Raw genomic sequence first — 20961 nt, forward strand, 5'->3', positions numbered from 1 at the left:
TGAAGTCGCCAAGAGGTGTTTGATGCCCATTCATGCTGATGTTTTTGCAGACCCACATGAGGTGGATCGTCCGCAACCCATTGTTGCTTATGCGGTAGATATGCCCATCGGCGGGCAGGGGGAGCCGCATGCGCATTCACGTGGGCAGCTGGTTCATATCATGCAAGGGTCCACGACTGTGTTTACTGAGGAGGGGACATTTGTTGTACCGCCAGAGCGTGCAGTCTGGGTTCCCGGAGGTATGGTGCATCGGACTGTCTATCCGATCAAAACACAGTTTCGGAGCCTGTATCTGCGAGAGGACTGGTCTGAGCGGCTTTCCGATAAGCCTGTTGTGGTGCAAGTGACACCGCTCTTACGCGAGCTGATACAAGAGATTATGGCAGCGCCCCGGGACTATGCGCTTGATGGGGCGACAGCGCGGATTGCGCAGGTGATTGTTGATCAATTGAAGAGTTTACCAGATGCGCCGCTGCAGTTGCCGATGCCAGTCAACCACGTGCTTTTGAAAGAGCTTTGCCAGTCTATCCTGTCATGCCCTGCGCACCTGCCGAGCCTTGCGGATGCTGCGGAGCGGACGCTTATGTCCCAGCGCACGTTTGAGCGGCGATTCTTTGATGAGACGGGCTGGAGTTATCGCAAATGGTGTGGGCAGGCCAAGCTGTTTCGTGCTTTGGAGCTGCTCTCAGCAGGCCGAAGTGTGGGTGATGTGGCTTTCAAACTTGGCTATGAAGGGCCAAGTCCGTTCATTTCTCAGTTCCGCAAAGCCTTTGGCACGACGCCGGGCAAATACTTCAAGACTGCGTAGCCTAGGTTATTTGCTGGCGCTGCATGCGCTGATGAAGTTGCGAACGTGCTTAGCGCTACCTTTGAGGCTTACGTTGTAGATAGCATAGCCGCCCAGATTGATCTTCAACTCGTTGTCTCGCACCATTCGGTTCCAAAGTGAAGAGCCATTGCTCAAAGTGAGGAGTGGCAGGGAAACACCGGCTTCCTGATTCAACGAACTGCCGACGCCAACATAGCTTTCCTTGAACCGTCTTGTGCTTAGCGAAATCAGGATACTATCGCCTTCCTGCAAAGCAGGGACGGTTGACTGAAACATGATCTCGATATCACCGCTTCCAGCCAGGCAACGGGCGTAAAAGTCGGTATCGTCTGTTTCAGGTACGCCATGAACCAAAACTGCGCTCTTGTCGCCTGCACCTGTTGGGAGGCCAGACACCCAGACATAGGGACCGTCAAATCCATTCAATGGAGCTTTTTCCTGAAGGAACTTGTCAGGGTTTGGCAGAAGGTCCTGTGTTATGAGGTCTGTGTTTTGCTCATGGAAAACAAAATGTTGGGCGGCTCTTCCGTTGCTGTTGAGCGCGCAGGAAAAGTTGAAGGGCACGTACATGCCCTGACTTTGGTAGACACCGCGACCAGCGAGTTTGTCCCCTGTTCGTACCAGTACTGGTTTCTGGTTCATTTGTTGATTGGTGAAGGTGCCGAGGCCCAAATAGACAGGCGGCAACTCTGACAGGGAATTCTTGGTTGCGATGATCTTGCTGCCCAGTGTGGAGCAGGCGCGGCGGGCCTGCCAGAGTGGTTCGGCCACATTGATTGCCAGATCATCTTCCGGTGCGATCTGGCTGTTTTCCAATGGCGGCAAGTCTTGTGTCACAACTTGCGTTGGAGGCGCTGCCTGTGGAGATGTGCTATCCCGCTTCAGCTTGTAATAACATGCTTTTCTTGCGGCAGGATCTGGGTCTCCGAAGAAATCGGTCCGGCAATGAACATCACCTTTCGCAGACTTCTCGTAAAATGCGCCGGGCCTGCCGAAGCGAACGGTTGTTGCGTAGGGTAGCTCGCAAACCTGAAATTCGAGAGCGCACTTACGCCATCCGTCCTTCGTAAATTCAGGAAGCTGCGGAATGGGGGTGATCAAACCACCTGAGCTGGCTGACTTGATCTGCTTCTTTAGTGAAGACGAACTGGCACTTACCGTGTTTACGGTTTTGCGAGCGTACGGTTTGTTGCCAACATAAAAGATGCCAGAACAGCCTTTATCCGTCCAAAGATGCGATGGGACGACGCCCCAGCTTTCATTGAGTTTGCAGAGCGCTGAAGAGGTCTGACGCAGCAACTGGACGTAATTGCGGTTGGCGTTCGAGATCTTGCACTTGGTGTAACCAGCGTTTTCAGAGGCGCAAACAACCACGTTGGTGCCATCCAGACGATCTGGTGAGTTGGCGACATGGTTCGCTGTTGAAGGCCTGTGCGTCGGATCGCTGCTATGTATGTTATCGCCCTCAGGTTGTCTGGTGAGGGTGTTGGTCAGGCAGTCGATGAATTCCGGGCTATCCAAAGCTGCGTCGGTTTTGTCGAGGCAGCTTTCAATTATGAGCGCTGGAATAAGCGAGTTAATCGGCGGAATAGTTGTTGCGTTGGCATTGGCAGCAAGGAACGGCGCAATGAAGGCGATGGTGCCTGCCGATGTCCTTGTAAACAGTTGCCACAAAATAGATTTGCTCACAGCATAGCCTCTCTTAGCTCTTCTGGTGCACTTGTTGCCTAACGCAATCAGCTTGCGCCCAGCTGAAAGCGTGTTGCAGCTTCTTCTCCAAAACAGGTGTGAAGCATGCTTTTTGCCAAGCGCGGTTGCTGTCTAGATCTCAATGCTACTTGCAGTCTAGTTGTAAAATTACAAAAAGGGGAAGTTAAATGCGCTGTGTTGTCAGAACTCGTCGCGTTCATTCGCATTCACGCACCGCGCTCTAACCTCTTTGGTGGAGCGAGTTCTTGTCGTTTGATTGAATTTAATCAAACGGAACACGTCTAGCGTACAAGTTCCTTCATGGCGGAATCCATGCCTTCCAGAGTGAGAGGGTACATGCGCTGATCAAACAACTCTTTCATCATGCCGATGGAATGGGTGTAATCCCAGTGCTTTTCCCGTACCGGATTGAGCCAGACTGCTTTTTGATAAAGGTCTGTCACGCGTTTTACCCAGACGTTGCCTGCTTCTTCGTTCCAATGCTCAACTGAACCGCCGGGATAAGTGATCTCATAGGGGCTCATTGAGGCGTCGCCAATGAAGATCACTTTGTAATCGCTTGGATATTTATGAAGCACGTCCATCGTGTTGATGCGCTCTGTGTGGCGGCGGTGGTTGTTTTTCCAGACGAACTCATAGAGGCAATTGTGGAAGTAGAAGTATTCCATCACCTTGAACTCGGTTTTGGCAGCAGAGAACAATTCTTCGCAGACGCGGATGTGATCATCCATTGAGCCGCCGATGTCGAAGAACAAAAGCACTTTGACCGAGTTGCGCCGTTCGGGACGCATTTGAATATCTAGCAGGCCTTTGTGGGCAGTGGATTTGATGGTGTTGTCCAGGTCCAGCTCATCAGCTGCTCCGGTTCTGGCGAACTTGCGCAGGCGTTTCAGGGCAACCTTGATGTTGCGGGTGCCCAGTTCAACTGTGTCATCCAGATCCTTGAACTCGCGCTTGTCCCAGACTTTGACTGCTCGGCGATGGCGGCTTCCATCCTGTCCGATCCGAATGCCTTCAGGGTTGTAGCCATACGCGCCGAATGGGGATGTGCCGCCTGTCCCGATCCATTTGTTGCCGCCCTGATGGCGCTCTTTTTGTTCTTCCAACCGCTTTTGGAGTGTTTCCATGAGCTTTTCAAAGCCGCCCATGGATTCGATAAGCTTCTTCTCTTCTTCAGAAAGGTGCTTTTCTGTGAGCTTGCGCAGCCACTCCTCTGGAATGTCTGTGGTTGCCACTTCGCTCATCAGGTCCAATCCGTTGAACGTGTGACCAAAGACGCGATCAAACTTGTCCAGATTGGATTCGTCTTTGACCAGCGTTGCACGGGCGAGGAAGTAAAAATCCTCCACCCGTTTGCCGGCCAGATCAGCGTCCAGCGCTTCCATAAGCGTAAGATATTCGCGTACGGATACGGGTAAACCAGCGGATTTTAGCTCTTCGAAAAACTGAATAAACATGGGGGCACATTATGCGATTGGGCGGTGCAGTGTCGAGAGTGCAATTGACACCTTAGGCAAAAGCATAGGGATCAATAAGAGCCTCTGGCCCAGTCAATCGCTTTGGCGAGATGAAGCTCAACAAAATCTTTCTTGCCTTCTCGATATCCCTCGACATCTCCGTTGACCTCCTTCGCTGTTTTCTTCTTCAGGTGGGCATATTTCTCACGGATCTCAGGATGAGCTTTCAGGTAATCACGAAAGGCCAGATGTCTGTAAACGTGCGGATCTCCTGATTTAAACGCGTGAAGGTGATGGGTGCGGTCGTCACCACCTTTTTCAAAGTAGCGGCGACCTGCAATGCCGTATTCACCTTTGGCGACATAGCCAAGATTGATCAGCTTTGCAGATTGAGTATCGAGTGCTGGGATGCTGGAGACTTCCAGCAGGATGTCGATAATTGGTTTGGCGGCAAGAGCTGGCACAGATGTGCTGCCAATATGGTGAATGTCTTCGACAATATCTCCGAGTAGCTCACGCAAAATTTCTTGCTCCAGCCGGAACTCCTCGGCCCAGTTGTCTTGTGCATCTACCACTTTGACTTTGCGCGTGATCATAGCTGTGTCTGCCGCCTTTGTTTTGTCAGCCCTTTGAACATACCAAGAGATTGGGGGAAGCATAGGGCTGGCGTGAGATATTCGTTAATCCTGATCTGCAATCTCATCTGGGGCAGATTTCGTGATCTCGCTCATGAGCTCCGTTAGTGATGGGCCTTTTGTGGCGATGAATGGCGCAGGGCGGCAGGTTTGAATTGCAGCAACGCCAATGCGTGCTGTGAGGAAGCCATTGACTAGTCCTTCGCCAAGACGTGCGGAAAGTTTTGCTGCTAAACCCTGACCGATGAACTGTTCCAGCAGGCTATCTCCTGCGGCCATGCCACCTGTGACGGCCAGGTGAGCCGCTACATCTCGTGAAAGGCGCCAGAAACCGAGTGTGCCGGGGCGGGCTCCGTAAAGACGGGAGATGCGGCGAACAATGCGCAGGTTTTCGTAAAGTACGATCAGGATATCAACGAGTGCACGAGGTGATAGTGCGGTAACTACAGAAACACGCTTCGCGCTTTCCATGACGATCAAGCGGGCACGTGCATCCATTGGTGCCATCAGCTCACGTTCTGCCAGTTTGACGAGATCTCTCCCATCAATGATTTCCTGCATATGACCTTTTAGCAGAGCGCGGCCATGAGCTGTTTCCGGACGGTCCGCGTAGAGCGCCATTAGCTTTTGTAGAGCTGCACGGGCTTCCTTATCGCTATCGTTGTCTGCTGCGGTTTGGAGGTCATCGCGTATATGGTCGATTTGCTCCAAACGAGAGAGTGCCCGCCATTCTTTGAAGAACAAACCGATCAGTCCGAGAAAGCCGAGAGCGGTGAGGCCAACAGCTGTCCAGCCCAACCAGTCATAGCGAGCAAAGAGGTCTCTGATTAGGCTATCGACAGCCAAGCCAACGGCAAGTGAGACGAGGCCGCCACCGCCAATGGCGATGATCTTGCTCCAACGACTCTTCGCTGGTTTTGGCTCTGGGGCAACATTGTTCTGTGGCAGGGCCAACGCGTTTTCATCTTCTTCTGACACAACGGCTTCAGAGGAAAGTGGTTCGTGGGCAAACTCCCCCTCCAGCCGGACGGAGCTGTCATCCAGTTTGAATGCTTTGGGAGCGCGGCGTGCCTGAGGCTTATGTTGCTGTGTTTTCTTGTTGGTCATGCGAGTTTATCTCCCAGCAAGAATTCCATTGCGCTGTCCAAACGGATGTGAGGGAGAGATAAGGTCAGCCCCTCTGCCGTGCGTTCCAGCTTTGGAGGGCGGAAGCGCACATATTTCAATGCGGTCTGATCTTCCGGCGTGCCGTGGCTTTGCTCTGTAGAGAAAAGGTCACTCAGATCGTCAGGAAGATCGCCGGGGAAAATAGCTGCTTCTTCTTCGCCGTCAAACCTCATGGAGCCAATGGTTTCTTCTGGCATTGGTGTGCCGAGGAGCGCGGGGGTTTCTGCACCATCGTGATGAACGGTTGCCTGCCTGGTGGCTCTGACGGATGCGAGGGCGAGCGTTTCAACTGAAGCGCCTGAGAACTCTGCGCGGTTGATTGCCCGTTCAACCAGCTGCTTGAGGAGTAACTCCAAGTGATCGTGATCCTCGCGTCGCAGATGGTCTGCCTTTGTGGCTGCAAACAGAATGCGATCGATCTTGCGAGACACTATTGAGAATAGCCAGCTTGCTTTGCCGGGTCTGAACGCGCCCATAATCTCAGTGAGGGCTCCGCTCAAATCATCCAAGGCCTCAGGGCCAGCGTTGATTGCTGTTAGTGCGTCCACGAGCACAATCTGTCTGTCTAATTTGGCAAAGTGGTTTTTGAAGAACGGTCTGACCACGTGCTTGCGATAGGCTTCGTAGCGGCGCTCCATAATGGCGAGGAGCGTGCCTGCTTTGGGTTTGACCTGCGTATCACCCAGATTGAGCGGGGCGAAGGTGAGGGCTGGTGTGCCCTTCATGTCGCCGGGCATGAGGAAGCGACCAGGAGGCAACATGGATAGTGCGTTCTCATCATCCCGGCAGCGGCTCAAATACGTGGTGAAGGTGCTTGCCAGATCCTTTGCGATGTCCTCTGAAAACTCATCGTGCAGCTTATCTTGATAGCGCGCGAGTGTTGACAGAAACTCCTCAGACAAATCTGGCCTTGCTTTAGCGCGTCTCAGGGCTTCCTCTGAGAATTGCCGGAAATCCTGTCGTAGTAAAACAAGGTCGAGGAGCCATTCACCAGGGTAATCCACGATGTCGAGGTGCAGTTTGCCACCGCCTAACTGGCGGTTCATGAATGTGGCTGACTCGTATTCGATGGTCAGGCGAAGTTCGGAGATTTGATGTGTGGACTCCGGCCAAAGGCGATCCTTTGTCAGTGTTTCGACATGCTGCTCATAGTTGAACCGTGGAACATTGTCATCGGGCTGAGGCTGAAGACATGCTCGCGCGAGCCGTCCTGTGCCCGCTGCATCCAGCAGAGGCAGGCGACCTCCGGCAATGAGATTGTGAACGAGAGCTGAGATAAAGACGGTCTTCCCGGAACGTGCCAATCCAGTGACACCCAGACGGACCGTGGGGACTGTTAGGTCAATCGCTGATCCCGTTAGATTGTCCAATGCTGTTTGTGCATCAGTTAGGGCCAGCTTAGCGTTTTTAAATAATGAATTCAGTGGGCTCACAGATCATCCTCCAAAGAACGATGTGGTGCGTTCTTTGGAGGAATGCAATCGCAAATGCGCCAATAAATGTTGAATTGCGCAAAATTTTCCTAGTCAGGAGCCTGAAACAGCTTGCAGGTGTCGTGGCTGGAAGAATGAGACGATCCTTCCTTTCTTGCAGTCAATTTCTGACCAGCGGTGCTCTTCAAAGTCTATTACAGCGAGAGCTCCGGTTGGGTACTTGGATTGCATCTGGTGTATGTACTCAGGGTTGCCTTTGCCAGTGAGTTCAAGAGCTGTGTCCTGAATAGCTGTGTTGTGGCCGACAATGAGGATAGTGTCGAAGCCACCACCGTAGGCGCGGATTGCATCTATGTAGTCACCTTCGCTCGAATTGTAGAGATCCCTGAGCAGTTGAATGCGCGTATCACTGCGCAAGTATGGCATTACTTCCATGAGTGTTTGCCGTGTCCGAAGAGCCGTAGAACATAAGATCAGTTTTGGATGCATATGATGTTGGTGGATGTGGGCTCCAACCCTTGCTGCGGCTTTCCAACCGCTGGTGTTAAGGGAGCGATCATGATCGTGAGCACCCTCATCACTCCAGTCGGATTTTGCATGGCGTAACAGCATCAGGCGAAGCATATGTTATCCTCCAGATATACTTTATTACTTTATGTTCCTAAGAGGTAGAAACATTCTAAGTTGTATTTGTGCTGCTATGCGATATTGCGATGCAGCATAATTGGATGGACTTGTTTGTTTATTACTTGCTTTGTCTCTGTTTGAAACCTACATGTTTTTGATTGAATTTGGAAGGTGATAGTATTCCCCTAATAGTATGGGGTTTTTATCTTATAATTACTGAAATATTTATAAGTGATGCATGCATTCGTAACTGAGTTCATTTCAGTCGTGCCTATAAGATATTTAGTTGGCAGAATGGTTTAGGCAGCTGTTCTGGTCGCTTACGACGCGGTGTGTTGTAATATGAGGGTTGCACTGATGTAGGTGTGCTGGGCGATCCGCCAATTTAGCCGCGCTGCGTTAGTTGCGGCGCTGTTCCTGCTCGACGCGAAGAGTAAGCTTTTTGAAAAGAATTCGGATCTTCTCAAGCTCGCTTACAGGAAGATCATCTGAAATGGATGCCCAGACCGTATAGTCAGCGCTTGGGGCTGTGTAGGCGGTGAAACTCTCGACGCGGCCCATCCGCATTGTTGTTTCGGTTCGGAACGCAACCTCATTTTGCGGTGTCTTCAGATCCAGTGGTTTGAAGTGGCTTTGACGATATCCGCTTTTGAAGTTGTTTATGAGAGTTGTCGCCGTGTCTTTTTTGTGCCGGCGGAAGATGACTTTGATCTCGCCGTTCTCGGTTTCGTAAATGCATCCGATACCGAGTTCCTTCAGATCGGGAACGAGAGCTGATCGGGAAAGTTTGCTGATATAGTCCGGGCAAAACATGCCGGTGAAGTGCGTTAGTGCGTCCACATCTTTGCGCCAGCCGTTGTGCAGTGTATGCGGCTGGTAGAGGAGGCTTTCCGAGATGGTACTGTTTGCTTGTGCGAGTAAGCTGCCTGTAAGAAGCAGGCAGCTTGCGAGAATTGCTTTTGATGCACTGGAAAGTATGTGCTGGCTCAAAAAACTAGTTTTATTGTTTTGCTTCATTTTCAAGCCAGGCAATGCAGATACTAGCGACGGTTCATAAAGGCGAGGCGTTCGAACAGATGAACGTCCTGTTCGTTCTTGAGGAGTGCGCCGTGCAATGGCGGGATAACTTTCCGGCTTTCGGTATCGCGGAGGGTTTCCGGGGCGATGTCTTCGTTCAGAAGCAGTTTAATCCAATCCAGAAGCTCAGAGGTTGACGGCTTCTTCTTCAGGCCCGGCAAGTCTCTGAGGTTATAGAATGCGTTGAGTGCTTCCTTAAGTAACCGGTCTTTGATTTCGCCGAAATGCACATTGACGATCTCTGTCATTGTTTCTGCATCCGGAAACTTGATGAAGTGGAAGAAGCAGCGGCGCAAGAATGCGTCTGGAAGATCTTTCTCATTGTTTGAGGTGATGATCACGATTGGACGCTGTTTTGCTTTGATCGTGTCGCCTGTCTCATAAACAAAGAACTCCATACGATCCAGCTCTTGAAGCAGATCGTTTGGGAACTCAATGTCAGCCTTATCAATCTCATCAATCAGAAGAACCGGGCGTTCATTCATTTCAAAAGCAGTCCAAAGTTTGCCTTTGCGAATGTAATTGCGAATGTCTTTTACGCGTTCATCGCCAAGCTGGCTGTCGCGGAGACGGGAAACCGCGTCGTATTCGTATAGGCCTTGCTGAGCCTTTGTGGTCGACTTGACGTTCCACTCAAGGAAGGGGACGCCTAAGCTCTGGGCGATTTCCTGAGCTAGGACAGTTTTGCCGGTTCCAGGTTCGCCTTTTACAAGCAGGGGACGCTCAAGGGTAATAGCTGCGTTGACTGCGATCCGGAGATCTTCTGTGGCAACGTATTGGGAGGTCCCTTGAAATTTCATCGCTAAATCCTGCTTGAGTATCGTGATTTGGCGAAAACAGTAATCTCTCGTTAGACAATGGGCAATCCCTGCAGGGTTGCGCCATTGGGCTTATCTAGTGGTTTCGATCTTTGCTCGGTTTCTTTTGCCTCTCTGGGAATTATGTGCCGAGTAGGGCGAGCTATTTGCCGGGTTTAGGCAGAAAATCCTATGTTTAACAATAGGTTAAAATTGTAAATTATTGAAATGGCTGAATAAATTGAATTTTTTAGTTTGGCACGTAAGTTGCATTTAGTGTTCAAAGATCTGCGTAAGCATGAGCGAATTTGAATTCTAGGTGGGCTCGATGAGTATTTATGGTGCTATCAACGCTGCAACGACCGGTTTGGACGCACAGTCCAAGGCGTTGGAGAATATTTCCGGTAACGTGGCGAACTCTTCGACCACTGGCTATAAACGCCTTGATACAAGCTTCTCCGATCTTGTTTCCAGTACAGGTAGTCGGCAGGCTGAACAGGTTTCCGGTACTGTAATTGCGACTTCTCGTGCCACTAACTACTTGTCTGGCGATGTCACATCCGCTGACCGCAACACCTACATGGCGATTAACGGGCCAGGGTATTTTCTGGTTACCAACAGAGATGGCTTAGGTCAGGAAACTCCTGAGAGTTACTATACGCGTGCTGGTGACTTTGAACTGGATACTGAGAGAAATCTGGTTAACTCCGCGGGCTATTTTCTGCAGGGGTACCCGATTAACCCTGCAACGGGTGCTGTGAGTGATCGTGCAGTGCCAATTCAGGTGTCTGATGCCCCGATGCCAGCGCAACCATCGACGCAAATCAATTATCAGGCGAATTTGCCATCCAAGCCAACGACTGCGAACTATCAAAAAGCAGATGGTGCGGCGAACTCGCAGTATGTTGATTTGAGCGTGTTTTCCGATCCAGACGAACAATCAACACTCGCTTTGAATGATGACGGTGCACCTGCAACATTGCTTACAGCAGAGAGCAAGTTGTTGCCGTCAAACCAGTTTGAAGCTGATAGTGTGTTGACATTGAAGGTGGGGCAGCATGACCCTGAAGTGTTGGATATTGATGCCAATACGACTGTTCAGGATCTGCTTGATAAGCTGAATGGGATGCATGGAGTAACAGCTCAGATCAATGCACTTGGCGAGATTGAGATCTCATCCTTCGAGACATTAACAATCGATCAGGCGGGAAGTGTACCTTCTTCAGGTAGCGTACTCGATATGGACTTTGCTCCTCAGCCTTTACCCTCAACTGGTACCTATAATCCTGACGTTGTCACGGGTGATAAAGCTGACGATTTCATTAAGTCCTCTGTCGCTGGTGGGCAGGAAACTGTTTACGATGAGAATGGGACACCAGTTAACGTTGAACTACGCTGGGCGCTGAATGCAGAGAATAAGTGGTCACTTTTCTACAATACGAACACTAATGCGTCTGGTGATGAAGTTGCGTGGAAAAAAGTCAGTGACATGTCATTCGACGCAGCTGGTCGTTTGACGTCACCTGCTTCAGGCTTAGTTGATATTCCTGATCTTGAAGTCAATGGTGTCGGTATGGGCGACATTACCTTCAAGTTTGGTCTTGATGACTTAACCCAATATGAAGATGTAATTGGTGGTGCATCCAATATTGGCACTTCACAGGACGGTTTCCCTTCCGGAAAACTTCAGGATGTTTCCATTGATGCTGAAGGTAATGTGATTGGGAAATACTCCAACGATAAGTCCCAGAAGCTCTTTAAGATTCCAGTTGCGACTTTTGCTGCGGAGCAAGAGCTTCAGCGTGTTGACGGTGCTGCTTTTTCCGAGACCTCTACTTCTGGTGAGCCTGACTTTAGGAACGGCGGTACGATCCGTGCAAAAGCGCTAGAGAGCTCGAATGCTGATATTGCCAAGGAGTTCTCGAAGTTGATCATCACTCAACAGGCCTACTCGGCGAACTCGAAAGTTTTGTCGACAGCAAACCAAATGCTGGATTCAGTTCTTAATATCGTTCGATAAACTGGTGTTGGGGTAGGCTATTGCCTACCTCGTTGCCTTAGGGAGTATAGGGTATGGGTCTCGGAGCAGCTTTGAATGCGGCTATGTCGGGATTGTCGCTTACGAAGGCGCAGCTTGCGGTTACATCGAGGAATGTCGCCAATGCGAACGTTGACGGTTATACGCTTAAGACAATCGTGGGCACAGAAGTTCACAATACGTCTACGTCTTCTTCATCCGTTCTGACCAATCAAGTTCAACGGCAAGTTAATACCCAACTCCAGTCTGCTTATTGGGAAAGCCTGAGTGATACGGCTTATGCTACTCAATACAACGAATACATCACGCAACTTGATCAGATGTTTGGGAAGGTTGGAGACCCAAGCTCTATTCCGAGTTTGATGAACAATTTCACAAATGCGCTGACGTCTTTAGCAACAGATCCTAGTTCTCAAAGTGCGCAGGAAGTGGCTGTAAATGCTGCTGAAGAGCTTTCCAGAAGCATCAATAACTCAGCCAAGCAAGTGCAGGAAATGCGCCGCGATGCCGATGCTGGAATTGCTGATGAAGTAACGCAGGTCAATTCCATCCTCAAAGAAATTGAGAGTCTGGAAGACACCATTGTTGTTGAGCGTTCTGCTGGCCGGGAAACGGCTCATTTGCATGATCAGATGGACCGGCAACTGGAAGCTTTGACTGAAAAGATGGATGTTGAAATCAAGCAAGACAACGATGGCTTGCTACGCATATCAACTAAATCTGGAACCACGTTATACAATGATCGCGCATCAGAGTTACAGTTTACTCCGCGCCCTACGCTTGGTGTCGGTGTTGAAGGTAATCCGATTGAAGTAAAGTCACAGTCTGGCGCTGTTATGGAGCTTTCATCATTTGACCTGAAGAGCGGTAGTATGGGCGCGCTCGTGGAGTTGCGAGATAATACCCTTCCAGAGACGCAGGCGCGCCTGGATGAGCTTGCAAGTCAGATGGCACTGTCTTTGTCTCAGCAGACGTCTGAAGGTGTTGCTGCTGATGATGGTGGAGCGCCACCTGCGGCAACGGGCTTCAGTGTTGATACGTCCAAACTGCAATCTTCTGGCGATACGATTGAGCTTGAGTTTGATGTTAACGGAGAAAGCCGTAAGGTTACATTTGTTGCAGTGACCGACCCAAGTTTACTGCCGCTTTCTTCGGATGTAACTGCCGACTCCAATGATATTGTGCATGGTATTGTAATTCCAGCGACTTCGACCTCGCTAGAAAGTCAGATTTCTAGTGCGCTAGGTGCTGGGTTTGATGTTTCCGTTGATGCTGCCGGTGAGCTGAAAATTCTGTCTCCGACCAGCCCAGGTACTATTGAGATTACCGGTCTTACAGCGAAAAATACGCGGACTGTTACCGCTGCTGATGGTGCCGAGATCCCGCTCTTTGTAGACACTAAGGGGGATGGTGGACCTTATACTGGGGCGCTAGAAGATGGTGGCCAGAAGACCGGCTTTGCGCAACGGATGACTGTCAACAAAGCTATTGTTGATGATCCAAGTCTTTTAGCAGGTGAGCCAGATAAGCAGAGCTCCGAGCGTGCAAACCTCCTGAAAAGCCGCCTGACTGAGACTGAATATACGTATGCGCCAAGCTCGGGGATCGGAGCAAAGAATGCCCCATACGTCGGGACGATTTCTGATTTTGGCATTGAGACTGTGGTCAAGCAAAGTCAGATTGCCAGCGCGGCGACATCAGCTGCGAGCAACTCAAAGGCTGTTACCAGTATTGCTAAGAATGCTTATGAAAACAGCTATAAGGTTGATGTAGACGAAGAGTTGGTGAAGCTGACTGAATTGCAGAATGCTTATGCTGCGAATGCTCGTGTCTTATCGGCTATCGACGAAATGTATGATACACTTTTTAGAATCGCATGATGCTGCTTTAGGAATTGAGTTATTCAAATGAATACAATCGGTTATTCTAAATCTCATAGCTATATGCTTGATCTCCTTATGCAGCAAAAGACGCAGCTGGAGAACAAGTCTATTCAGCTGACTTCCGGGCTGAAGTCTCAAACCTATGGTGGCATCAGTTCAGATTCTCGCATGGCATTGGAGTTGCGCCGCGAGATCTCAAATATTGAGGTTTATGAAGACTCTAACGCGATTGCCAGCATTCAGCTCGACCTTATGGGCAAGTCTATTGAGCATATGGAGAAAATGCGCTCTGAGAGTGTGAGTGCTATTGATGAGAACAACTATACGCTGACCACAGATGGCCAGACAACCAGTCAACAAGCAACTGAGATTATGCTGAATGAGACGATCTCGCAGCTGAACTCTGAAGTGAACGGGTATTATCTGTTCGGTGGTAAGGATGCGACTGAGCCACCCGTTGCCTCGCTTGATGCCATAATGGATGGGCAAGGTGGAAAGCTTGGGCTCAAGGAGCTCATGAAGCGTTATGAGAATGCTCATGTTGGTGCCTCTGAAAATGGTCGCATCGAATCCAGTGTGACAAATCCGCTTGGTGTTCCTACTCTGACACTTCAACAGGACAATGTTGAGGGATTTGGCTTTGAAATCACTTCCGTTTCAGCGTCCTCTGCTGATGTTGCAACAGCGGTTACTCCTGAAGACCTGACTGATCCGGCTAATCCTGAAGGGAAGAAGGGGACCTTCGCGTTCAATGACACTCCGAGTGTTGGTGATACGATTGAGGTTGAGCTGGAACTTCCTGACGGGAGCAAATCAGTTGTTAAGCTTACAGCAACCGATGATCCTGATGCAGGGGAGGGAACCTTCCTGATTGGGACGGGTGCTAATCCTGCTTTGGAGAGCGCTCAGAATGCTCAGGCAGCTTTTGATAAGGCAATAGGCGATATTGCAAAGACTGAGCTTCGTGCGGTTGCTGATGTGCAGGCTGGTGAGGAATTTTTTGGTAATCACGGGCGGACTGATCCAGCGCCGAAGGTACCAAAAGCGGACGGTTCTGGTTATGAGACCGCACCTGACCTTCTGGTCGACTGGTATACCGGTACCGAGAACTCTGATGATCCGCGCTCAGACAAGGTTGTTCAGATCGATGACAATGTGCGCGTGGATTATGGCGCGCGCGCGAATGAGTCGGCGTTTTCCGAGCAATTGCAGAACCTTGCTGTATTTGTAGCGGCAGGCTTTACAGCAGAAACTCCAGATGATGCTGAGAGTGAAGCGGTCGCAAAATCCTACTATGCTTCGTTGGCAGGTAAGAGCGATGACGCACTCTCTGTTGCTGGGGATCGAAATTCAGGCATCCAAAGCGTAGCCTCAGAGATGTCGGTGGTAAACACCACTGTGAAACGTACTGCTGAGAGGCAAAAGCAGGCGTCTCTGACCTATCACAACACGTTGACCGGGCTCGAGAACGTTGACAAGACTGAAGTTGGAACTGAGATAGCCGTGCTAAAGACGGATTTAGACGCCTCGTTTCAAGCAACGTCTATACTGTTAAATCTAACAATTACTGACTTCTTGAGATAACAAAAAGCCTCCGTAAAACGGAGGCTTTTTGTTATTATACGTTTGCCTTTTGGCCTCTTAATCCAGATGCCAGAGACTTGTTGATGTTGATCATCGTCTCAAGCGCCTCAGGCTCCGCACCACCCATCATTTCCATGGTTCTGTTGAACATAAACAGGGCCAGATTTGCGATGTTATTTTGGAGCTCCAGAGGCAGCTCGCTATACTCTGCAGTGGCCTCAGTTACAAAAATTGTCCAGAGCGTGCGATTGAATATGAGTGTTTCATTCCGTTCTTCGCGTGAAACTGTATCCCACTCACGTTGCAGCACAGAAAGGCGCGCTGCAGCTTTCATCAGAGCTTCAGCTTCCAGAGCCCTCGGATCCGCTGAGGCCGAGGTGTTTGCGGACTGCTGATATGCCTGAGTTGCTTGTTGATACATGACTTATCAAAGTCCTTTCATATTCAATCAATTTCTTGGCGAGCTTCAGGGCGCGATAGAGCTCTTCTCGCAAAATTGCGGTGCTAATCTCGCTGATAAGGTCGCGTGTGCTTGGTGCGGCCTGCAAGATCTTTCCGATCACATCGAAATACTCTTTCTGAGTAACCGTGATATCCTGCTTTAAATACATGACCTGCACTGCTAGGTAGACCTGCTGTGCCATGGTGCTGGCGTCTTCCGGTAGAAGGATATCCTTCTCTCGGAGAATAGGTGCATCTCCCTGAATGAAAAATCGTGCACGTTGCTTATCGTTAGTGATAAGTGTCTCACCAACAATCAACTTTTCTCCGGGTTTTAATTCGACCTTTAGTGCCATGCAGCCTCCTTCAAAGCACTCTTAACTATGATGGCAACCAAAAGGTTAATCTAGTTAAATCTTACAAGTTATTCAGCGATTTATTTCTAATTTTTCTTAAGTTTAGAGTGTTTCTGAATTGAATATGTAAAGTCGCCAATTCATGCAGCGCAGCTTAAGCCATTGGGAGGGCTGTGAAAGTACAAATAGGTGGAAATATGCACAGACAATATTGTGCAGCTGTATCGCTGCCGTTGTTGAGTAAGTTTTTGACTTAATTATATAAAATTGAATTTACTTGTGAGCTGTCGCACGTGGCTGCTACAATCACTGATTTATTAAGTGCTTGTTAACACGTTCCCCCTTTACTCGCAGGACGGGTAATTGTACCCAATTAAAACTCAGTAATTATTTGCTGCGTTTGTGACCCAGAAAGGGTCATTCATTATCCTAGAAGGGAATTATAAAATGGCTGATATTACACTCACTGCAGCGGTGCGCACGAACCTGAACACACTTCAGAGCACGGCTTCTTTGATCGGCGATACCCAGGAGCGTCTTTCAACTGGTAAGAAAGTTAACTCTGCTCTTGATAACCCGAACTCATTCTTCACTGCTTCATCTTTGAACTCCCGCGCTTCAGATCTAAGTAGTTTGCAGGATGATATTGGGCAGTCTGTCTCTACTTTGGAAGCTGCTGACCAAGGTATCTCCGCGATTGATAAGCTGCTCGACGCTGCAAAGGGTAAGGCGAACCAGGCGCTTCAGTCTAAAGACACTGAGACCCGTGCTAAGTACGCTGAAGAGTTCAACGAACTCCGCACTCAGATCGAAGATATCGCTAAAGATTCTGGCTATAAAGGCAAGAACCTTCTTGGTGGTGAAGGCAACGACCTCCTGGTAAAGTTCAATGAAGATGGTTCTTCCGACCTGAATATCAAATCTGTTGATTATACCGATCTCGACTCTGATGATTCAACCCTGACGCTGGATGCAATCGGAACCACTGTTAAATCTCAAGATCAGGTCGATTTTGATAATAATATCGAAAGCTTGACACTCGGCACTGAAAAGTACAAGGCTGAGGTGGATCTTGGTGCAGGTGCTATTGGCGATAACCTTGTTGGTCTAGATAGTATCGCAACTGGTGATACTCTGTCCTATACCGTTGGTAGTGGTGCGCAAGTTGATCTTGTTGTTGGTACTGATGTCACCACTGTAGGAGACGTCGTGAACTCATTGAATAGCGTTGATGGCGTTTCTGCAAGTGTTGACGTTGATGGGAAACTCCAGATCGTTTCTGACGAAGACATCACCTTTGATGCGACAGACGCTGCAGCAAGCGATTTGGGTACTGATTGGTCGGGTGCTTCTGCAGCTACGGGTACTCTGGATGCCAACACTGAGTTGAAGGATCTGGATGGCTTTGCTATTGGTGATTCCATTACCTACAAGCTGGGTAACGGCGCTGAGAAAACCTTCAAGATTGAAGACGGCACAACTGTTGGTAACCTGAAAACTACGCTTGAATCTGCCGATGGCGTTTCTGTTGAAGTTAGCGGCAATCAGATCAACGTTGATTCTGATAAGGAAGACCTGAAGCTTGGCTTCTTGCAAGGTAGCGGTAACTCCACCATCGGTGCTGAGCTTGGTTCTGGTACTGGTGTAACAGTTGCGAAAGATACGCAAGCGCAAGAACGTGCTGTTGGTAACGGTTGGGGTGATGACAACCTCATTGAAGATTCTCTTGAGCAGGTTCGTCAGACTCAGTTGGATCTGCGTGCACAGGCTTCTACTTTCGGTACAAACCTGTCCATCGTGACCAACCGTCAGGACTTCACAGCTGATCTGATCAACACACTGGAAGTTGGTGCTGGTAAGTTGACGCTGGCTGATTCCAACCTGGAAGGTGCGAACCTTGCGGCTCTGAACACTCAGAACTCTATTGCTACTTCTACTCTGTCTCTGGCAACTCAGGCTGGTCAGTCTGTGCTGCAGCTTATCCGATAAGCTTTGTTTCAGATTTAGAATTTGGAGAACGCGCTCTTTGGGGCGCGTTTTTCTTTTGTCTTTTTGGGCGTGCACCGTTTGCGTTGGTATGTGCGTTGCTTTGCGTTTTTGTGGTGGTGGGCACGTTGTTATGTGGTGGTCACTGGGCAGACAAAAAAAGAGCCATGCTGCGGGGGCGGCATAGCTCAAGGGGGATAAGTCTGGTTTGCAGGGAGGATAAAGCCTGTGTGGCTTAGGCCTGCTTTGCTTGCGTTGGCTCGACCTGCTTTGCTTCGTAGATTGCAGGATCAATCTCTTTTGCCTCACCGCCCAGGCTGCGCTTTTCTTGTGCCTGAAGGACTTCATCCAGGAATGCACGAATGCGGCGAGCTGTCTTGGAGGGCAGTTCGTAGATGACGTCGCCTTCTGGCTCTTGCGTCATCGAATAGATGAGCTCATCTGACTCTTCATCATAAATGTAACCGCGCTCAATGCGGCTCTGGTCGTCCTTAGGTTTGCTAGGGATGACGCCGAGACGGGAGTCTGAGAGGTATGACTTTTCGGAGGCGGTTGAGTTATCCTCTGACTCAGAGGATGCAGTGACCGCCTGGGCGCCGGAGAGTTCGGTTTTGACCTGTTCGGTCGTCGATTTTACCGGTGCTGCTTGTGTTGTCAGCGCTTGATGTAAGAGTGTCGGTCGTTGTGTGACTATTTCCATAATGTCCCCCACGTGTTCAATCTCTGACAACTTTATGGGGAATGTTCTTAAATAATATTAATCTTAATGATAGAAATTTACGAAATATTTAGAGAAATGCGACTGAAAACCGCCAAATACCCCTATTTATCAGGGAGGCTACGGGCGATCTTCAGGTTATTTCGTTAATATGCACGCTTAATATGGTGCCGTTTACAGGGTTTGGTTAACGGCAATGCCCTGAGCGGATCTTTGGGGCGAACTCATCATGCCGTTTGCGCCGTAACCTCTTGTCTTCATTTGAGAACCAACGGCTTTAGCAACGGTCTCAATGACGTTGTCCGTCACTGAACGTGCCGTAGAGACCACTTGCAGGTTGGTTTGAAGAATTGGCCGCAGATTGCCGTGACGCTCACGCATACGTTGAATGGACAACGGAGCGAGATTGCCTAGTGCGATGGCGTTTGCACTTGCGACGCGGATGCCAGAGAGATATGACTCGATGGCTGCATGTTTTTTGGGGGCAACGGTTGGCAGCTCAGAAATCTGGCCTTCACGTAGCAGCTCCGTTTCTGCTTCGATGATGTGGACCAGATTGTCCATTGCCGTTTCAAAGTTTTCGCAGAAGACCTCGGCTTGCATCCGTGTCTGGATAGGTTCTTCTTCAAACGATACTGTACTTGGAACAGTTTCAGCGTCGTACTGGTTGGTCATACTGCGTTCTCTTGAAGTTGTAATAATTGCGAGTGAACTGAAGCTGCAATACCAATGCCGCCAGATTGAGACATTGTGTTGGCGTACTCGTTGATCAGCATGGATTTCCACGCTTCTGAGCCTTCGCCGTTGCCGTAGGTCCCACCTTCATCAAGACCGGTGAACATGTTTTGCAACATCTCATTGAGGAATACGGTTTCAAATTCCTTGGCCTTTTCCATCAGCGGATCTTTGGCAGCTGGTGGTTTGCCTGCCTGATTGGCGCCTGCGATCAGGTCTGCTGAGCTTGTCAGGGCAGGAGAGGGCAGTTGTGCTTGTTGGAGCATTAGAGGACCTCAATTTCTGCCTGAAGGGCGCCTGCGGCTTTGATGGCCTGTAAGATGGAGATCAGGTCTCTTGGGCCGATGCCCAGAGCGTTTAATCCATCAACAAGCTGCTGCAGTGTGATTGTTTCGTTGACGAGTGCCAGCTGGCTATTGTCTTCAGTCACCTGCACGTCTGTACGAGGCACCGCAGCCGTTTGGCCCTGTGCGAATGGCAGCGGCTGAACCACCTCTGGTGATTCAGCGATGGTGACTGTGAGATTGCCCTGTGCGACTGCGACGGTGGAGACTTTCACCTGCTGACCCATGACGATGATGCCGGAGCTTTCGTCTATCACGATCTTGGCCGGCAAATCAGGCTCTACGATCAGCTGTTCGATATCAGTGATCAAATCGACAATGTTGCCATCGAACTGTTTTGGTAGTGTGAGGCGAACGGTGGATGGATCCAGAGGCTCTGCAGTCGGTAGGCCAATCAGCTCGTTAATTGCAACTGCGATGCGCCGGGATGTGGTCAGGTCCGGGTTGCGCAGGGCCAAGCGAATAGTGCTGAGTGAAGAGAGTTTGAACTCAACCTCCCGCTCCACAAGAGCACCGTTTGGAATGCGGCCAGATGTTGGGACGCCGCGTACAACGGAAGCTGCGTCGCCCTGTGCTGCAAAGCCTGCGATTGCCACCGGGCCTTGCGCGATGGCGTAGGCTTCTCCGTCTGCGCCCATCAGTGGGGTCACCAGCAGTGTTCCGCCCTGAAGGTTCTTTGCATCGCCAAGTGCGCTCACGGTTACGTCGATGCGGGTGCCTTGTGTTGAGAACGCTGGCAGGTTGGCAGTCACCATTACGGCGGCGGTGTTTTTTGTGTTCAGGTCTGCTTCGTTGGTGTTGACGCCAAGGCGTTCCAGCATTGCCTGCAAAGATTGCCGGGTGAATGGTGAGGCATTGAGAGAGTCACCAGTGCCCTGAAGGCCGACGACGAGACCGTAACCAATGAGCTGGTTGTCCCGGATGCCTTCAAAGTCAGTGATGTCTTTGATCCTTGAGGCTGCGTTTCCCTGAAGGGTCGCGCCCATAAGGACGATCAGTGCCGCTGCGGCGATTCTACGTAAGTTTGCGAAAGAGCGCATTGGTACCCGGCTGTTCAGTTCACACATGCCGGAAATATGCGAATTTTGTGCCAGTTTCAGTGTTGCGTTTGCTAATTTTTAACCTGCTGAATTTACTGGGTATT

General features: G+C 50.0%; 19 protein-coding genes. 5 read left to right on the plus strand and 14 right to left on the minus strand.

Annotated elements, in window-relative coordinates; genetic code table 11:
• The first annotated feature begins 22 nt into the window (after positions 1-22).
• Positions 23-808: an AraC family transcriptional regulator gene (locus tag PsW64_RS09570; protein ID WP_063289617.1), complete on the plus strand. Its 786-nt coding sequence runs from the start codon at positions 23-25 to the stop codon at positions 806-808.
• A gap of 6 nt (positions 809-814) precedes the next feature.
• Here the strand turns inward: PsW64_RS09570 and PsW64_RS09575 are convergent, their stop codons facing one another.
• The 8 genes from PsW64_RS09575 to PsW64_RS09610 all read right to left on the minus strand — a co-directional run bounded on the left by PsW64_RS09575 (position 815) and on the right by PsW64_RS09610 (position 9735).
• A complete protein-coding gene (locus tag PsW64_RS09575; RefSeq protein ID WP_208980693.1) occupies positions 815-2518 on the minus strand; it encodes a DUF3011 domain-containing protein in 1704 nt (567 codons plus the stop codon).
• Between the two features lie 302 nt (positions 2519-2820).
• Positions 2821-3996, minus strand: a complete 1176-nt coding sequence (locus PsW64_RS09580) for a vWA domain-containing protein (RefSeq protein WP_063300912.1) — start codon at positions 3994-3996, stop codon at positions 2821-2823.
• A 71-nt stretch (positions 3997-4067) separates the two neighbouring features.
• Positions 4068-4592 carry a GrpB family protein gene (locus PsW64_RS09585; RefSeq protein ID WP_063301114.1) on the minus strand — a complete coding sequence of 175 codons (525 nt, stop codon included), beginning with the start codon at positions 4590-4592 and terminating at the stop codon, positions 4068-4070.
• Between the two features lie 84 nt (positions 4593-4676).
• Positions 4677-5738 (minus strand): YcjF family protein, encoded by a 1062-nt coding sequence (locus PsW64_RS09590; protein WP_063303459.1) that lies wholly within the window; start codon positions 5736-5738, stop codon positions 4677-4679.
• Entirely contained in the window at positions 5735-7231 is a 1497-nt protein-coding gene (locus PsW64_RS09595) for a YcjX family protein (RefSeq protein ID WP_063292792.1), read from the minus strand. The genes PsW64_RS09590 and PsW64_RS09595 overlap by 4 nt, the downstream gene beginning before the upstream one ends.
• A gap of 93 nt (positions 7232-7324) precedes the next feature.
• Positions 7325-7855, minus strand: a complete 531-nt coding sequence (locus PsW64_RS09600) for a SixA phosphatase family protein (RefSeq protein WP_057462636.1) — start codon at positions 7853-7855, stop codon at positions 7325-7327.
• Positions 7856-8257: 402 nt separating this feature from the next.
• The gene (locus PsW64_RS09605; RefSeq protein WP_208980694.1) at positions 8258-8875 is read right to left on the minus strand and encodes a hypothetical protein; all 618 of its coding nucleotides are present in this window, start codon (positions 8873-8875) and stop codon (positions 8258-8260) included.
• A gap of 23 nt (positions 8876-8898) precedes the next feature.
• Complete coding sequence (locus tag PsW64_RS09610) at positions 8899-9735, minus strand: AAA family ATPase (protein WP_063303460.1); 837 nt, start codon at positions 9733-9735, stop codon at positions 8899-8901.
• 325 nt (positions 9736-10060) lie between these two features.
• Here PsW64_RS09610 and PsW64_RS09615 point away from each other — a divergent pair, with 325 nt between their 5' ends.
• Genes PsW64_RS09615 through PsW64_RS09625 form a run of 3 tightly spaced genes read left to right on the plus strand, consistent with a single transcriptional unit; the run spans position 10061 to position 15237 of the window.
• A complete protein-coding gene (locus PsW64_RS09615) occupies positions 10061-11752 on the plus strand; it encodes a flagellar hook protein FlgE (RefSeq protein ID WP_063303461.1) in 1692 nt (563 codons plus the stop codon).
• A 53-nt stretch (positions 11753-11805) separates the two neighbouring features.
• Positions 11806-13650 carry a flagellar hook-associated protein FlgK gene (gene flgK, locus PsW64_RS09620; RefSeq protein ID WP_082831065.1) on the plus strand — a complete coding sequence of 615 codons (1845 nt, stop codon included), beginning with the start codon at positions 11806-11808 and terminating at the stop codon, positions 13648-13650.
• Between the two features lie 27 nt (positions 13651-13677).
• Complete coding sequence (locus PsW64_RS09625) at positions 13678-15237, plus strand: hypothetical protein (RefSeq protein ID WP_208980695.1); 1560 nt, start codon at positions 13678-13680, stop codon at positions 15235-15237.
• A gap of 34 nt (positions 15238-15271) precedes the next feature.
• On the opposite strand, the gene PsW64_RS09630 is transcribed toward PsW64_RS09625, so the two are convergent.
• Entirely contained in the window at positions 15272-15658 is a 387-nt protein-coding gene (locus tag PsW64_RS09630) for a flagellar biosynthesis regulator FlaF (RefSeq protein ID WP_082827035.1), read from the minus strand.
• Entirely contained in the window at positions 15579-16034 is a 456-nt protein-coding gene (locus tag PsW64_RS09635) for a flagellar biosynthesis repressor FlbT (protein WP_063289608.1), read from the minus strand. Before PsW64_RS09635 ends, PsW64_RS09630 begins: the two co-directional genes overlap by 80 nt.
• A 447-nt stretch (positions 16035-16481) precedes the next feature.
• Here PsW64_RS09635 and PsW64_RS09640 point away from each other — a divergent pair, with 447 nt between their 5' ends.
• Complete coding sequence (locus PsW64_RS09640; RefSeq protein WP_063303463.1) at positions 16482-18023, plus strand: flagellin N-terminal helical domain-containing protein; 1542 nt, start codon at positions 16482-16484, stop codon at positions 18021-18023.
• Between the two features lie 232 nt (positions 18024-18255).
• On the opposite strand, the gene PsW64_RS09645 is transcribed toward PsW64_RS09640, so the two are convergent.
• The 4 genes from PsW64_RS09645 to PsW64_RS09660 all read right to left on the minus strand — a co-directional run bounded on the left by PsW64_RS09645 (position 18256) and on the right by PsW64_RS09660 (position 20857).
• Complete coding sequence (locus PsW64_RS09645) at positions 18256-18720, minus strand: hypothetical protein (protein WP_063303464.1); 465 nt, start codon at positions 18718-18720, stop codon at positions 18256-18258.
• Between the two features lie 192 nt (positions 18721-18912).
• Positions 18913-19413 (minus strand): hypothetical protein, encoded by a 501-nt coding sequence (locus tag PsW64_RS09650; RefSeq protein ID WP_063303465.1) that lies wholly within the window; start codon positions 19411-19413, stop codon positions 18913-18915.
• Complete coding sequence (locus PsW64_RS09655; RefSeq protein WP_057462626.1) at positions 19410-19739, minus strand: rod-binding protein; 330 nt, start codon at positions 19737-19739, stop codon at positions 19410-19412. Before PsW64_RS09655 ends, PsW64_RS09650 begins: the two co-directional genes overlap by 4 nt.
• A complete protein-coding gene (locus PsW64_RS09660; RefSeq protein WP_057462689.1) occupies positions 19739-20857 on the minus strand; it encodes a flagellar basal body P-ring protein FlgI in 1119 nt (372 codons plus the stop codon). Before PsW64_RS09660 ends, PsW64_RS09655 begins: the two co-directional genes overlap by 1 nt.
• Positions 20858-20961: the final 104 nt, after the last annotated feature.

It is taken from the genome of Pseudovibrio sp. W64 (assembly GCF_001623145.1).
Classification (GTDB): Bacteria; Pseudomonadota; Alphaproteobacteria; order Rhizobiales; family Stappiaceae; genus Pseudovibrio.

What these genes read in the sequence shown, in the direction of transcription:
- PsW64_RS09585 (WP_063301114.1), bottom strand. Translation starts at nt 4,592, where the DNA reads ATGATCACGCGCAAAGTCAAAGTGGTAGATGCACAAGACAACTGGGCC.
- flgK (WP_082831065.1), top strand. Translation starts at nt 11,806, where the DNA reads ATGGGTCTCGGAGCAGCTTTGAATGCGGCTATGTCGGGATTGTCGCTT.
- PsW64_RS09570 (WP_063289617.1), top strand. Translation starts at nt 23, where the DNA reads ATGCCCATTCATGCTGATGTTTTTGCAGACCCACATGAGGTGGATCGT.
- PsW64_RS09650 (WP_063303465.1), bottom strand. Translation starts at nt 19,413, where the DNA reads ATGACCAACCAGTACGACGCTGAAACTGTTCCAAGTACAGTATCGTTT.
- PsW64_RS09615 (WP_063303461.1), top strand. Translation starts at nt 10,061, where the DNA reads ATGAGTATTTATGGTGCTATCAACGCTGCAACGACCGGTTTGGACGCA.
- PsW64_RS09580 (WP_063300912.1), bottom strand. Translation starts at nt 3,996, where the DNA reads ATGTTTATTCAGTTTTTCGAAGAGCTAAAATCCGCTGGTTTACCCGTA.
- PsW64_RS09640 (WP_063303463.1), top strand. Translation starts at nt 16,482, where the DNA reads ATGGCTGATATTACACTCACTGCAGCGGTGCGCACGAACCTGAACACA.
- PsW64_RS09600 (WP_057462636.1), bottom strand. Translation starts at nt 7,855, where the DNA reads ATGCTTCGCCTGATGCTGTTACGCCATGCAAAATCCGACTGGAGTGAT.
- PsW64_RS09610 (WP_063303460.1), bottom strand. Translation starts at nt 9,735, where the DNA reads ATGAAATTTCAAGGGACCTCCCAATACGTTGCCACAGAAGATCTCCGG.
- PsW64_RS09630 (WP_082827035.1), bottom strand. Translation starts at nt 15,658, where the DNA reads ATGTATCAACAAGCAACTCAGGCATATCAGCAGTCCGCAAACACCTCG.
- PsW64_RS09590 (WP_063303459.1), bottom strand. Translation starts at nt 5,738, where the DNA reads ATGACCAACAAGAAAACACAGCAACATAAGCCTCAGGCACGCCGCGCT.
- PsW64_RS09605 (WP_208980694.1), bottom strand. Translation starts at nt 8,875, where the DNA reads ATGAAGCAAAACAATAAAACTAGTTTTTTGAGCCAGCACATACTTTCC.
- PsW64_RS09645 (WP_063303464.1), bottom strand. Translation starts at nt 18,720, where the DNA reads ATGGAAATAGTCACACAACGACCGACACTCTTACATCAAGCGCTGACA.
- PsW64_RS09635 (WP_063289608.1), bottom strand. Translation starts at nt 16,034, where the DNA reads ATGGCACTAAAGGTCGAATTAAAACCCGGAGAAAAGTTGATTGTTGGT.
- PsW64_RS09660 (WP_057462689.1), bottom strand. Translation starts at nt 20,857, where the DNA reads ATGCGCTCTTTCGCAAACTTACGTAGAATCGCCGCAGCGGCACTGATC.
- PsW64_RS09655 (WP_057462626.1), bottom strand. Translation starts at nt 19,739, where the DNA reads ATGCTCCAACAAGCACAACTGCCCTCTCCTGCCCTGACAAGCTCAGCA.
- PsW64_RS09625 (WP_208980695.1), top strand. Translation starts at nt 13,678, where the DNA reads ATGAATACAATCGGTTATTCTAAATCTCATAGCTATATGCTTGATCTC.